This is a genomic window from Halomonas sp. KM-1 (genome assembly GCF_000246875.1).
GTDB classification, from domain to species: Bacteria; Pseudomonadota; Gammaproteobacteria; order Pseudomonadales; family Halomonadaceae; genus Halomonas; species Halomonas aerodenitrificans.
On the sequence record NZ_BAEU01000030.1, the window covers coordinates 1 to 13,881 of the forward strand.

General features: G+C 62.6%; 10 protein-coding genes. All 10 read left to right on the forward strand.

What is annotated here, in order from left to right; translation table 11 throughout:
* A partial coding sequence (locus B8115_RS02495; protein WP_010626166.1) for a type VI secretion system domain-containing protein occupies positions 1–232 on the forward strand: 232 nt, incomplete at its 5' end.
* 109 nt (positions 233–341) lie between these two features.
* Positions 342–4,007 carry a type VI secretion system membrane subunit TssM gene (gene tssM / locus B8115_RS02500; RefSeq protein ID WP_010626167.1) on the forward strand — a complete coding sequence of 1,222 codons (3,666 nt, stop codon included), beginning with the start codon at positions 342–344 and terminating at the stop codon, positions 4,005–4,007.
* Positions 3,991–4,569, forward strand: a complete 579-nt coding sequence (locus B8115_RS02505) for a GNAT family N-acetyltransferase (RefSeq protein ID WP_010626168.1) — start codon at positions 3,991–3,993, stop codon at positions 4,567–4,569. The genes tssM and B8115_RS02505 overlap by 17 nt, the downstream gene beginning before the upstream one ends.
* A gap of 26 nt (positions 4,570–4,595) precedes the next feature.
* The gene (locus B8115_RS02510) at positions 4,596–4,883 is read left to right on the forward strand and encodes a type VI secretion system PAAR protein (RefSeq protein ID WP_010626169.1); all 288 of its coding nucleotides are present in this window, start codon (positions 4,596–4,598) and stop codon (positions 4,881–4,883) included.
* Between the two features lies 1 nt (position 4,884).
* Positions 4,885–6,939: a type VI secretion system Vgr family protein gene (locus B8115_RS02515; protein ID WP_010626170.1), complete on the forward strand. Its 2,055-nt coding sequence runs from the start codon at positions 4,885–4,887 to the stop codon at positions 6,937–6,939.
* A gap of 5 nt (positions 6,940–6,944) precedes the next feature.
* On the forward strand, positions 6,945–7,850 hold the full coding sequence (locus B8115_RS02520) for a DUF4123 domain-containing protein (protein ID WP_234253490.1): 906 nt from the start codon (positions 6,945–6,947) through the stop codon (positions 7,848–7,850).
* A gap of 12 nt (positions 7,851–7,862) precedes the next feature.
* Positions 7,863–11,450, forward strand: a complete 3,588-nt coding sequence (locus tag B8115_RS02525; protein ID WP_010626172.1) for a toxin VasX — start codon at positions 7,863–7,865, stop codon at positions 11,448–11,450.
* A gap of 391 nt (positions 11,451–11,841) precedes the next feature.
* Positions 11,842–12,579 carry a hypothetical protein gene (locus B8115_RS02530; RefSeq protein WP_234253313.1) on the forward strand — a complete coding sequence of 246 codons (738 nt, stop codon included), beginning with the start codon at positions 11,842–11,844 and terminating at the stop codon, positions 12,577–12,579.
* 2 nt (positions 12,580–12,581) lie between these two features.
* Positions 12,582–12,935: a hypothetical protein gene (locus tag B8115_RS23220; RefSeq protein ID WP_141638493.1), complete on the forward strand. Its 354-nt coding sequence runs from the start codon at positions 12,582–12,584 to the stop codon at positions 12,933–12,935.
* Between the two features lie 158 nt (positions 12,936–13,093).
* Positions 13,094–13,693, forward strand: a complete 600-nt coding sequence (locus tag B8115_RS02535) for a hypothetical protein (RefSeq protein WP_010626174.1) — start codon at positions 13,094–13,096, stop codon at positions 13,691–13,693.
* Positions 13,694–13,881: the final 188 nt, after the last annotated feature.

Sequence of the window (13,881 nt, forward strand, 5' to 3'; positions counted from 1 at the left end):
ATATCGCGAGGCACTGACGGGGCTCGACCGCGGCCTGGCCGAGGCCCGCTCGCCGCGGGAGGTCGCCTACTGGCGGCTGGCCAGCGCCGATCTGCTGCGCGATGCCGGGCTGGCGGCGCTGGCCGCCCAGCACTATCGCGCGGTGTACGCCTCGCTGGCGGGCCTGGGCTTGGAACAGTGGGAGCCGGCGCTGCTCGAGCGACTCGAGCGGGCGGTGGGGAAGGGCGCATGAACAGGCACATGAACACGACTCGAACACGAGCTGATCGGCACCCCGAGATAGCCGACAGCAGCATCACCACCGACAACATCATCATCGACAGGGACGAGGGCTAAGGCTCATGTGGAAAAGTGTGAAGTCCGGTCTGAGTCGCTGGGTACCCGGCGCCTCCAGGGCTGAAAGCAACCTCAACCAGGCCAAGATGCACGGTAACAAGGCCCAGGGTATCGGCAAGCAGGCGAGCAAACTCACCGTCGTGCTCTGGTGGCTGCTGCTGGCCGCATTGGTCGCCGCCATCTGGTGGCTGGGGCCGATGTGGCAGGTACGCGATAGCTACCCGCTGGCGCCTTGGCTCAACCGTTTGCTGGCCACCCTGGCGCTGGCCACCCTGGTGGCGGTGGTGTGGGGCATCCGCCTCGCCCGCCGGTTGCGCGAGGTGAGCGACGAGCGCCGCCACCACGAGCAGCTGCAGCTCGACCCGGTGATGGCCCAGGTGGAGCAGCAGGAAGCGACACTGAACGCCACCCTGCATGAGCTGCTCGACAACCTCGGCGCCGGCCCCGGGGCGCGCTACAAGCTGCCCTGGTACCTGGTGATGGGCGTGGAGAACGCCGGCAAGACCAGCCTGATCAACCGCTCCGGCCAGAACTTCGCGCTGACCCACGTGATGAAGGCTTCCGGCCAGGGCAAGAAGGGCAATCAGTACGGCTTCGACTGGTGGATCGGCGACAAGGCGGTACTGATCGACCCCGACGGTGAGCTGCTGACCCAGGGCGCGCTGGAAGGGGGCGAGCCCCAGGAGATGCAGAGCCGGCTGTGGGATCACTTCGTCGGCTGGCTGGAACACAACCGCCCCCAGCGCCCGCTGGATGGCGTGGTGCTGGTACTCGACCTGGCGCGGCTGAGCGATGCCCGGGTGGCGGTGCGCAAGGCCTACGCCTCGCTGCTGCGTGCGCGCATGCGCGAGCTGATGGAGCGTCACGGCGCGCGTCTGCCGGTCTACGTCACCTTCAGCAAGATGGACCTGCTGCACGGCTTCGACGACTTCTTCCGCCACTACTCCCGCGCCGCACGTCGGGCGCCGCTGGGCTTCACCTTCAGCGCCGAGAGCGTCGAGCGTATCGACCAGTGGGCCGACGAGTTCGCCAACTCCTACGATGCCATGCTCGAGCGCCTCAACCGCAGCCTGCCCACGCTGCTGGCCGAGTGCCGCGACCGCGAGGAGCGTGAATCGGTGTTCCGCTTCGTGCGCCAGCTCGCCGGCCTGCGTGACGTGCTGCTCGGCTTCCTGCGCGAGGCGCTTTCCAGCGACCGCTACTCCACCGCCGCCATGGTGCGTGGCACCTACTTCACCTCGGTGTACCAGCAGGGCGTGCCGGAAGATCCCTTCGTCGACGCCGCCGCTCGCCGCTACGGCATGGCCGATACCACTCAGCCGGCCCATCGCGCCGCGCGCAGCGCGCTCTACTTCACCGAGGAGCTGTTCGAGAAGGTGATCTACCCCGAGGCGGGGCTGGCCGGCGACAACGCCCGTGCCGCCCGGCGTCGGCGTCGCCTGCGGCGTACCAGTGCCTTTGCCTGCCTGGTGGGCGGCCTGGCGCTGGTGGGCGGCTGGAGCCACTTCTACCAGAAGAACACCCAGGCGCTGGCGGCGGTGGAGGAGAAGGCCGAGGCCTTCCTCGCCGCCCAGCCCGACGAGCTGCGCAGCGACGACCCCACCGGCTATGCGCTGCTGGAGCCCCTCGACCGGCTGCGCGCCGCCACCCTGGAGTTCGGCGACTATCGTGAGCACCTGCCGTGGCTGGCCGACATGGGCCTCTACCAGGGCCACGCCGTGGGCCGCCAGGTGGAGAGCGCCTATCTGGCGATGCTCAGCTACCACTTCCTGCCCTCGCTGATGATCGGCATCATGGACGACATGAACCGCGCCGAGGCGGGCAGCAACGAGAAGCTGGCCCTGCTGCGCGTGCTGCGCATGATGTCCGACGCCAGTGGGCGTCAGCCCGAGCGGGTCGAAGCCTACATGGCGCGGCGCTGGCAGCGCGCCTTCCCGCAGCGCGGCAGCGTGCAGGAGCGCCTGCTCGACCACCTCGCCTACGCCATGGCGCACACCGACCTCGAAGGCCAGATCGCTTCCGGCGACCGCCATGCCGAGCAGGCCATGGCGGCACTGCGCGGTAGTCTGCAGGCCGCTCAGGAAGAGCTCTCGCGTCAGCCCATGGACGAGCGGGTCTACGCCACCCTCAAGGCCGAGAGCTCCACCCGCAGCGGCGCGGTGCTCGAACTCCCGCAGGGCGTGGGACCGTCGTTCAACGCCGTGTTCATGGCCCGCGACGACGAGCTGGAGCGCCTGCAGGTACCCAGCCTGGTGACCCGCGACGGCTTCGAGGGCTACTTCCTCAAGGAGATCGAACAGGCCACCGAGCTGGCAATGATCGACCTCTGGGTACTGGGCCAGCGTGACGACATCGCCTTCAGTGCCGCCGACGAGCGCCAGCTGCGCGACGCCCTGCACGAGCGCTATGTCAGCGACTACCACGTGACCTGGCGTCAGGTGCTCGACGACCTCTACTTGGTACCGCTGCCCGACATCGACCAGGCCGTGTTCGTGGCCGACACCCTGCTCGGCGCCAGCCGGCCGCTGGATCGCCTGCTCGGCGAAGTGGCGCGCCACACCCGGCTCTACCCCGAGCTGCCGGTAGACGACGAGGCCGCCCGCCAGGCGCTGGAGCGCTCGCCGCGCTACCGCCTGGCCGGCGAGATCGAGCGCAACTTCCGCGACCTCAACGCGCTGCTCGACGCCCGCGGCGACAATCCGGCCGACATCGCCGAGATCAAGGTGGCCATCGGCGAGCTGCGCGACTACCTGCGCCAGGTGCAGGGCGCCAGCGACCCGGGCCGGGCGGCCTTCCTCAGCGCCCGCGACCGCCTGGCACTGCGCGGCGGCGACCCCATCCACAACCTCAAGCGCATTGCCGAGAACACCCCGGCCCCGGTGGATCGCATGCTCGACAGCCTGGCCGACCAGAGCTGGCAGCTGATGATGGCCAGCGCCATCCGCCACCTGGAGCACCAGTGGCTCGACGAGGTGGTGGGTCCGTACCAGGAGCGTCTGGCGGGTCGCTACCCGCTGGTGCCCAGCGCCTCGCGTGAGGTGGCGCTGGCCGACTTCGAGGCCTTCTTCGCCGGCGGCGGCATTCTCGACCGCTTCTACCAGGAGAACCTGCGTCCCTTCATCGAAGAGGCCCCCGAGTTCCTGGTCGATGCCGAGGGCAGCCCGCTGCTGCGTCAGAGCGTGTTCACCGCCTTCCAGCGCGCCGAGCAGATCCGCCAGGCCTACTTCGGTCGCGACGGCGTGCTCGACGTGGAGTTCGCCCTGGAACCGGTGAGCCTGAGCGCCGACAAGCGCCGCAGCGTGATCAACATCGACGGGCAGATCATCGACTACGCCCACAGCGCCAGCTCGCGGGTCTCGATGATCTGGCCCAACGCCCTGCGCGGCGGCAACGAGAGTCGCATCACCCTGGTGCCGAGCCAGGTCAACCGCTCGCCGCGCAGCCTCAGCCGCGACGGCGCCTGGGCCTGGTTCCGCCTGCTCGACGAGGCAGAGATCACCAGCGCCGGCGAGCGCGACCTGGAGCTGCGTTTCCAGGTCGACGGCGGCACGGCGCGCTACCGCCTCTACGCCACCGGCTCGCGCAACCCCTTCACCCGGCCACTGGTCGCCGGCTTCCAACTGCCCACCGCGCTGTATGCCGAAGGAGGCTTCGATGTTGGCAGCCTTTAAGCGCCTGTTCGGCGGCGAACGCCGCAAGGAGGCGGCGCCTGCCAGCACGGAAGAGGCGGTGAAAGGGTTGGAGGAGGCCTCGATGGAAGACATCGACGCCTTCCTCGAGGCGGCCCGGCGCGCCGATACCAAAGGGCACTCGCCCTGGGTACTGCGCGACGAAGCCCGCCTGGCCACCCTGCGCCGGGCGCTGGAATTCACCGTGCAGCACGGCCAGTGGCTGCAGCGCGACGGTGGCAACATTGCCCGCTGGCAGGGCCGGCTGCTCAAGCTGCGTCACGGCGAAGGGCCTACCCTCGGCATGCTGCTGGCGTGCCGGCCGGATGACGAAGCGGCCTGGCAGCTGCGCTTTTTCTTCGTCGAGCCCGAGTGGCAGGGCAGCGGACACGGGGCCCGCCTGCTGCGGGCGGCGCGCCTCAGCCTGAACGGCGTACCGCTCAACGCCCGGCTGCCGCTGGCCTGCCAGTCGGCGATACGTAGCCTGGAGCAGGCCGGCTTCGCACGCATGCACGTCAATGCCTTCGAGGTGGCCAGCTTCGAAGCGCCCGCCGAGTGGGACTAGGCGAATAGCGACAGGAGAACGAACAGATGGGACGCAAACTGGTACTCGTGGGTGACATCGGCACCGACCACGACGGCTTTCCGCCGACGCCGGTCACCGCCGGCAGCCCGACCGTGATCATCGACGGCAAACCGGCAGCGCGCCTGGGCGACCCCCTGGCCCCGCACGACAAGCCCAAGCACCCCGCGCACCCGCGCTCCATTGCCGAGGGCTCGGGCACCATCCTGATCGATGGCAAGCCGGCAGCACTCACCGGCCACGCCGTCGATTGCGGCGGCGTGGTGATCGGCTCCGCCAGCGGGGAGGGCAGCTGACATGGCCGACCGCACCGGACTCCAGTTCACCCTCGATCTCGCCGGGGTCGACAGCGCCGAGCTGGCGGTGATCGACTTCACCCTGGAAGAGGCACTCTCGCAGCCCTTCCACCTCGAGGTGCGTTTCGCCAGCCGCGACGCCGGCCTCTCCGCCACCGAGCTGCTCGACCGCCCGGTGAGCCTGACCATCTGGCAGGACGGCGAGGTGCTGCGCCGGGTCCACGCCGTCGTCAGCGAGTTCGGTCGCGGCGACCGCGGCCATCGCCGCACCCTCTACTCCCTGGTCGCCCGCCCGGCGCTGTGGCGCCTCGACCTGCGCCACAACTCGCGCATCTTCCAGGAGGTCTCGCCGCTCACCGTGCTCAACACCCTGTGTAACGAGCGCGGCCTCACGGATGTGGCCTTCGCCGTCACCCGCGATCTGGCGGAAAGAGAGTTCCTCGTGCAGTACCGGGAGACCGATCTCGCCTTCGTCGAGCGCCTGGCCGCCGAGGAGGGCCTGTTCTACTTCCATGAGTTCGAAGACACGCCGAACGGCGCCCATCGTCTGGTGTTCGCCGACGCCCCCCAGACCCTGGCCCACCTGGGCGAGCGCACCTACCACGGCCGCGCCGGCGGCTCCCCGCCGAGCCGCCACGTGCGCAAGCTCCAGCAGCTCGCCCGGGTCGCCCCGGCCTCGGTCACGCTCAAGGACTACTCGTTCAAGAACCCCGCCTATGCCCAGCTCCACGAGCACGCCGCGGGTGACCTGGAAGAGCACGCCCAAAGGGACGACTACGAGCATTACGACTACCCCGGGCGCTACAAGGCCGACGCCTCCGGCGATGCCTTCACCCGCATCCGCCTCGAACACCTCAGAAGCGGCGCCCTGACCTGCGCCGCCGAGAGCGACCTGCCCGAGCTCGCCCCGGGGGTTAAGTTCACCCTCACCGACCACGACCTCAGTGAGCTCAACCGCGACTGGCAGGTGGTCAAGGTCAAGCACACCGGCAGCCAGCCCCAGGCCCTGGAAGAAGACGGTGTCACGCAGAGTGATGCGGCGGGTTTAGGCCAGATGACCAAGTTCGACAACGAACTGATCCTCACCCCCGCCGACCGCGCCTGGCGGCCCACGCCCAACGCCAAGCCCCGCGTCGACGGCCCGCAGATCGCCTTCGTCGTCGGCCCCGAGGGCGAAGAGATCTACTGCGACGAGCACGGCCGGGTCAAGGTCCAGTTCCCCTGGGATCGCTATGCCGAACCCAATGAAACGGCGAGTGCGTGGGTGCGCGTCTCCCAGGGCTGGGCCGGCGGTGGCTACGGTAGCATGGCGATACCCCGGATTGGGCATGAGGTGGTGGTGTCGTTCCTCGAGGGCGACCCGGATCAACCGCTGATTACCGGGCGCACCTACCACGCCGTCAACACGCCGCCCTACGAACTCCCGGCGCACAAGACGCGTACCGTCATCCGCACCCAGAGTCACAAAGGCGAAGGCTTCAACGAACTTCGCTTCGAGGACCAGGCCGGCGAAGAGCAGATCTGGCTCCACGCCCAGAAAGACCTGGAGCTGCTGACCAATAACGACCGCACCGAAGAGATCGGCAACGACAGCTTCCTCACCGTGTACCACGACCGCATCGGCGAGATCCACGCCGACGATCACCTGACCGTACACGGCAGCCGCCACACCCAGATCGACGGCGACGACCACCTCATCGTCGACGCCAGCCGTCACGAGAAATACGGCCGCGCCCTACTGGTCGAAGCCGGCCAGGAGATCCACCACAAGGCGGGCATGAAGGTGGTGATCGAAGCCGGCGCCGAGATCACCCTCAAGGCCGGAGGCAGCTTCGTCAAGCTCGACCCCAGCGGCGTCACCATCGTCGGTAGCCAGGTCAAGATCAACTCCGGAGGCAGCCCCGGCTCCGGCAGCGGCCAGGCCGCCCAGGCACCGGCGCTGCCGCGGGAGGCGGAAGCGGCACCTGAGTTCACCCCGATACAGGCTCCTCAGCAAGCGGCGCTGCTGCAACAGAAAGCGCTGTGTCCCGTATGCGAAAAGGATGGTAGCGCGTGACGGATATGGCGAGCTGGCCGCTTTCCCAAGGGCTGACGGGTGGCCCATGGCGTTGGCCCGTCGAGCAGCACGTTTATCTGCTGCTCGATGGCGTGCGTATCCAGGAACTACCGCGTCGGCTTTATGAATGGTCCGAGGGGCAATTGGAGGCCGATCTGCTCTATGCGGGAACCCCTTGGGCGACGGTCAGTAACGTTTCTCCCTGGCTTGTGCGGCTATCTGGTCCTGATGACCCGGTATTGCAGCGTTTCCTCGCGGAGGGACTCGAGCCGGAATGGGGTTATCTCATAATCGGCCAAGCAAGCCTGCTTGAATTGGCCGATCATCTGCGCCGCCTGGTGCAGGTCGTACACCCCAGCGGGGTTCCGATGCTACTGCGCCTGGCTGATCCAGCCGTCATGTCAGCTCTGCTAACCGCTGAAAGCTCACCGGCACATGTCCCTTGGGGGGCTATCGATCAACTGGTCGTGCCCAATGCCGTGACGGAAGAGTGGGGCTATGGTTCGCCCGCTCAAGTGCAAGCCGACCCTATTGCACTGGACAGCGAAGGCTACCGGCTGTCGGAAGTGCAGCTTGCCCGGCTCCAGGCCTGCGATCTGCGTCGAGATACACGCCAACTGCTGAGCTTCGTCGAGCGTCATTGCAACGATTGGTTGCCGGACGCGGCGAAATCGCAGCGATATGCCTGTCTTGAGCGGGTTATCGGCGAAGCCCGCGACATGGGCTTCAACACGCCTCGCGAATGGGCGCTGCTGTGCACCCTGATGGCCCGGCTAGGAACCCTGACGTGGCATGGCCATACCGACACACCCCTTTATCACGAGTTGAGCGATAAACGCCTGGGCGGAATCGAGCGTCTCGAGGCTGCTCTGAGCGCGGCCACAACCTCACAATCCTACGTTACGACATAGGGAGCATGTCACATGTCTGCCTTCGAGCGACCCAATGATGACCGCGACAACGGTGCCCTGGCCGCCTATGAGCTTTCCTGCCGCGATAGCGAGGAGGGCGCGACCTGCCCGCTGATCAGCGGCAAGGTGCAGCTGCTGCCGCTGCGTTATGGCCTGGTCGAGGAGCTGGTACCCGGATGCTCCACGCCCTACACCCTGAGTGCGCGGCCGCTGGGCATTCGCCTGCTGCGTAACGGCTATCTCTATGTGCTCGATGGTGAGACCAACGAACTCGCCGAGTACGAGTTTCGTGAACAGGGTGATGAGATCACCGGTGGCAAGCTCGAATACGAGACGGATCGAACCCTCTACGTTTGCTTCTCTGAAGTGAAGTGGACCGACACCAAGCGTACCCAGGTGCTGGAGAGCGAGGAGGATCGTGATGCCTTCATGCAGGCAGTCGATCTTTCGGGCGCCAACCCCGTCACAGGGGGCGGCGAGCACTTGATCACCACGGCTCAGGCAGAAGAGTGGGTCGCGGAATTCGCCGAAGATGCCGAGTTGGAGCAGCCCGAAGGCGGCCATGAGCAGGAAGGCGAGGCCTACCACTGGGAAAACGACCATTACTACCACAAGTCTCGTCTTGGCAAGCTGCTCAAGCAGCATGAGGTCGAGGACCGTGACGAGTGCTTGTGCCTGGTGGTGCGGGATGACATCGGCGTCATGCGTGACTTGGCGATGTACCAAGACAACGTAGTGGGGTGGCTGAGCGAATGGTCTAAAGAAAAAAATGGTCGAACAGAGCGTGACTATGTATTAGGAAGTTACATAGAGTCGGCAACTGAGCTCACTCAGGAGGCGCTAGATGCGTTGGCTGAGTTGGATAAAGAAACAGAACGCGAAGCGCTATGGAACGATCTCGATGACCTGGACGATGAAGACGCCCGCCAAGCAGTGACTGACTATCTTAACCATGAAGGCTCCCTGCCTGAAGTGGATGAGGCCCATCTTTCCGAGGAAATACAATCTGAGCTGAGAGCATTGGATGAGAAAATTTCAACACTAAGGCCGAGCTTTGGGCATGGTGTTTCTTCCGATTTGGAACGGCTGCGCTTAGAGACTCAGCGCCAAGCCATACTGAATCGAGAAAGCACGCGGCAGATGCTGAATGCTTCAACCAACGCTGAGTTTTTTGACCCTCACCTTGATAACTTGATCGAACTTCGCCAAGAGCAGCGTCGGCGAGTTAATGATATGAAACATGGTGCTAGGCTGGGTCAGAGAGGTATCAATGATTTAGTGCGTCGCCAAGAGATGGATGAATTCTTGGTGCAACAGCGTATAAAGCTTTCGCGCTGGAATGAGCTGCTTGAGCGTATTACCGATGATCGCGTCGAGATGCTATGTCATTCGCGCTTTCAGGTTTCCGCTTGGTATTTTGATTCTTGTGATCAGGAGCAAATCAAAGCTGCTTTTCTAGCTGAGTACGCGGTAACCCGTGATATAGGCCGAAGTGATGCGGCCAATGATCGGATATTCTCTTGGCTTCAAGCCAACCCCCATTTTGACCGGCCAATGTTCTACGCTCTCTCGGTGGCCGACGGCACAGCGTTGATACGAGACTATGCAAGTCTATACGGCGCTGGCTATAAAGTGTTATCTGAAACATCCTCATGGATTGACCGATTGGTTGCTATGGAGGTGGATAAACTACCAGATGTAGCTGCCTTGGAAGAAAAGACTCAGGCTGCTGCCGACAGTGTGCGCACCAACCTGGCACCGGCCGTAGGTGTGGGGTTTGAGCGCGCGATGGCGGGGGTTTCCGAGGCCCTGGATGGCCGTGGACAGTTACCCAGTGTCGAGGCGCTGTTCCGTAGCAGCGAAATGCCCAAGGTACTGGGGCCTCGATTGATCGATGCTGCACGGCGTGGCGAGCTGAATTTCCATTTTGCTAATGTAGAAGAGCTTGCAGCTTTCGAGCGTACATTGAGGCGAGTTTTAGGCCTTCGTGAAAATTTACGCTCACTCAATAACCAAATTCGCCAAACTCAACGGGCTAGTGGGAAGAACTCGCAGCGAGTTTTGCAGCTGAAAAATGAAAGAGCAAATGTTCAGGCTTCCTTGAGCCAATATGAAACCCTGCTGGCTGAATCGATAAGCCCAGTCGAGACACCAGATGAAGATGCAGTTCGAGTAATGTCGGGAGTTGAGGATTCCTCTCTTGGGAAAGCTCGTGCTGGTATTACGGTAGTATTGCCAGCGGCTCAGCAGCGTGAAGTAAGTCGACTAATTCGTAACTTCCGTTTGGGCATCTCGAGCACTGCCAATGTGATTAATGTAACTGGCGATGGCTTGAGCTTGGCTATTTTTGTGGCACAGGCGGTGAACCTGATGCAAGCCATGCGAGCGTTAAACCAACTCCCCTCTCACTCCCCCTCAGGGGTACGTAGGCAAGCCTGGTTGAATGTATTTAACGCTGCCTTCACGACTGGGGCGGCTGGCTTTCTGACTGCTCAGGGAATTGGCCAAACTGTTTTAGAACGACAGGCAAGGGCCTTGGGGGAGGCGTTGGGCAGCGGGTCGGTCAGTGCACAACTGGGAAGGATGCACTTTGGCTTGGGCGGTGCAGGATACTTTATAGGCTTTTTGGCTGCGGGGCTGGGGCTTGCCAATAATAGTGGTAACCTTGTCGAGGCGGTGCGTAGTGGACAGTCGCGGGCTCAACTGGGTGCGTCTACGGCTATGGTAGGGAATCTTGGTATGATGGGCTCCCATGGATATGGCTTTACAACCACGCTCCGCGTCGGCGGTGAAATAAGGCAAGGTGTAACGACCTGGGCCTCCGCCGGGGCGCGACTAGGTAGTCTTTTCTGGCGAGTCAACCTGATAGGCTTGGCTTTTACTGCCCTGGAACTGGCCGGTACTTGGATGTACAACCGCTACAACCTGAGCAAACACGACCAGTGGCTGCTGGACTCTCCTTGGGGCAACGACTATCAAGAACCAGATGATGGCCAGCCGCTGAGACACTATCTGCAGGCCTTAGAGGAAGTGCTGCAACCCACGCATGCCGTGGTCGAAGCGCATTATGGCGAGACCGTAATGCCTGCTTGGTTCGATAGTCTGACCGAAGGCATTCGTAATCCAACCCAGTATAGTATAGCCCTGCATATGCCCAACGTGTCGCCGGCCATGCTTGAGGCCCTAGGGGGTGAGCCACCGCTGCGCTTGGCGCTGAGGGTGTGGAGACTGACGCCGGCCGGTCGACGTGGCCGCTGGACATCGTCCCGCTGGGAAGAAATTACCGAAACCTGGGCAAATAGCATGGTCGGCGCCACCCGCCCACAGCAGCACGCTGGCTTGGTAGTGAGCGGAGAAACGCCCACTGAAGAGCGCGGTAAGGTGCGTTATGTAGTGGGAGTACGTTACTCACGTCTGGATGAAGAGGGAGAACGCCGCAACGATGAGCAGTATATCCTAATCCGTCCACGCCATGGACGAGATACCGGCAGCAGCCATCGCCATATGCCGGAAGCTGGGCTCAATCCCAACTTCACAAATGGCGATTGGTATGAAATCGACGGCCGGGCCATCGTGGTCCTAGCCACCAGTAATGACTGAGCATCTAATGGCGAAAAAGGCACACACCGTAGAGCTTCCAGAACCAACGCCGGGTCAACCCCACCGAGCCGGCGATACCGAACGCGTTGGTACCAGCAAGGTGACCTATCTGGCACCGTTGCCATTGCCCACTGGTATGCCACCAGTGGACTTTAGCCAAGCCATCAGTAGCCTAAACGATACTTGGCTCGATTATGGCGCTGGGCCACCTAGCGTTTTTGGTTACCAGTTGGCCATAGGCATCCCTATATTTGGAGTTTTTTTTAGCCTTGTGCTGATTCCCCTGCTACTGATTTCTGTTATGGACTGGCAAGGGTATCAGATCCTACTGGTTGTGGCGTCTTTCGGCGGGGGGGCTGGTCTCCTAATGTCGTGGTGGACCATGCGAGGCATGCATCGGGAACGCCTGAAGGCTACTCCCATCCGCTTTCATCGCCAGCGCCGCGAGGTATGCTTTATTGTCAAGGAGCAGCGTCTGCAGCATGAGGTCGAGCAGCCGGTCATTGTGCCCTGGGAGTCGCTGATGGCCTGGGCGGTGGAGGGACATGGAGCGACTCAGTACGGTACCACTCGACAATACGGGCTGGGAATTGGTTACGCTCACCCTAAGACAGGAAAGTGGCTCAAGAGCGAGGGTCTGACCCCAGGCATGGCTCTCTCCCTCGGCGAGTGGGAAGTGCTGCGTGCCTATATGGAATACGAGTTGCACAGCCTGGATGAGGTGCAGGATCCCCTTGGCCTGCGGGCTCCGGGCGACCCACCTCATCAGGGCGTTCATACCATCCGCAATGCTCGCCGTAAGCTCCACAACAGCCTGCGTGAACGGCCCTCTTTCTGGCGCTATCTCTACGCGGTGGGATGGTACTTCATCCACGCACTGTCTTTGTGGACTCTGCCGGGATATCTGGCTGAGCGGGAGCACCGAAACATCCAGCGGCAGCGGCCACAGTACAAGTTGCCCGAGGTGGAGGAATGGTCCAAGCCACTACCTAAAGAGCAGTGGGCCAAGCCAAGCGAGGAGCTGATGCGTTTGTCGGAAGAGGTTCGGCGGATTCGCCAGCGCGATCCGCAGCAGTCCATCGAAGAAGTGTTCGCCGAGGCTTATCGTCGCCAGGGAGTCGAAGCCTGACGATGGCCAAACAGCGCAAGGGCTTTTCTGGACCCGACCCCTCCCAGCATCCCCGTTCGGGTGATACACAGGTGATTCCTGGGGGGGAGGATTACCTATCTGGCGCCGTTGCCCTTATCGACGGGCCAGCCGCCTTTGGATATGAACAAGGCCGTAAGCGAGTTCAACGATACTTGGCTGGATTTCGGGGGCGGGTGGCCGAATGTCTTTGGATGGCAGATGATTATCGCTGGGTGGTGTGGGTTTTTGTTGCTATGTGTCTTGGTTTTTCCAGCGCTTATTTTTTTCTTATGCCTGGCATATCGCCCGAAAATTTCATTTTTTATATAAGATATTTTTCTGGCTGGGAACGTTAGGTGGGTTGGTTCCATTGTTGTTAATGTATTTAGGCTACTATATGGGTATCCAGGACTTGAAGCGAAGCATTCCCGTCCGCTTCCATCGCCAGCGTAGAGAAGTCTGCTTTACCCTCTCTGATACGCAGGAAGTCGTCTACGTGCCTTGGGAGTCCTTGATGGCCTGGGTGGTAGAAGCTCGTGGAGCCACTCAGTATGGCGTGCAGCAGCAGTACGGCATGGGGGTTGGGTACGCCCACCCGGAGACGGGCAAGTGGCTGAAGCTTGAGTACATGGCGGCGGGATTGCCCCTGGCGATCAGCAACTGGGAAGCGATCCGCGCCTATATGGAGTATGAAGTCCACTCGCTGCACGAGATTCAGGATCCCCACCTGCCAAGGGGCAAGGACGATCCACCTTGGGAAGGTGTCCATACACTGCGCAATGCGCGCCGTCGGATGCTCGAGCGCCGGGCCAATGGGGAAGTGGGGCCTATCTTCACTTTCTTCTGGTATGCCTACCATGTCATCGAACTGTGGAATCTGCCCGGTTACCTGACCGAGTGGGAAGTCAAGCGGCTGATGAAGAGCCGCCCTAAGCTGCGCCCGGCGGAAGTGGAAAAGTGGTCCAAGCCACTTCCCAAAGAGCAGTGGGCCAAGCCCAGCGAGGAGCTGGTACGTTTGTCGGCCGAGGTGCGCCGACTACGCGCGGAGAATCCCCTCAGTTCCATCGAGGAGATCTTCAGCGAGGCCTATCGTCGGCAAGGAGTGGTGGCTTAGCTGTGCTTCGGATAGTTAAAGAAGAGAGTTATCCACACTTGGGTTACTAAGGGGCTGTTTCTCTCTTTGAGAAAAAGCCCCTTCTATCGTTTAGGAGCGGCGCGCCATTTCTACCCTTCCCGATATTTTTGGACGCGTGACCGGTTGAAAAATTGGCCAGCCATGTCATTGACGGCCTGGCGATAACT

Bases quoted from the DNA above. Each gene is read 5' to 3' on its own strand.
- B8115_RS02515 (WP_010626170.1), top strand. From the start codon at position 4,885: ATGGCCGACCGCACCGGACTCCAGTTCACCCTCGATCTCGCCGGGGTC.
- B8115_RS02535 (WP_010626174.1), top strand. From the start codon at position 13,094: ATGGCCTGGGTGGTAGAAGCTCGTGGAGCCACTCAGTATGGCGTGCAG.
- B8115_RS02530 (WP_234253313.1), top strand. From the start codon at position 11,842: ATGCATCGGGAACGCCTGAAGGCTACTCCCATCCGCTTTCATCGCCAG.
- B8115_RS23220 (WP_141638493.1), top strand. From the start codon at position 12,582: ATGGCCAAACAGCGCAAGGGCTTTTCTGGACCCGACCCCTCCCAGCAT.
- B8115_RS02510 (WP_010626169.1), top strand. From the start codon at position 4,596: ATGGGACGCAAACTGGTACTCGTGGGTGACATCGGCACCGACCACGAC.
- B8115_RS02505 (WP_010626168.1), top strand. From the start codon at position 3,991: ATGTTGGCAGCCTTTAAGCGCCTGTTCGGCGGCGAACGCCGCAAGGAG.
- tssM (WP_010626167.1), top strand. From the start codon at position 342: ATGTGGAAAAGTGTGAAGTCCGGTCTGAGTCGCTGGGTACCCGGCGCC.
- B8115_RS02520 (WP_234253490.1), top strand. From the start codon at position 6,945: ATGGCGAGCTGGCCGCTTTCCCAAGGGCTGACGGGTGGCCCATGGCGT.
- B8115_RS02525 (WP_010626172.1), top strand. From the start codon at position 7,863: ATGTCTGCCTTCGAGCGACCCAATGATGACCGCGACAACGGTGCCCTG.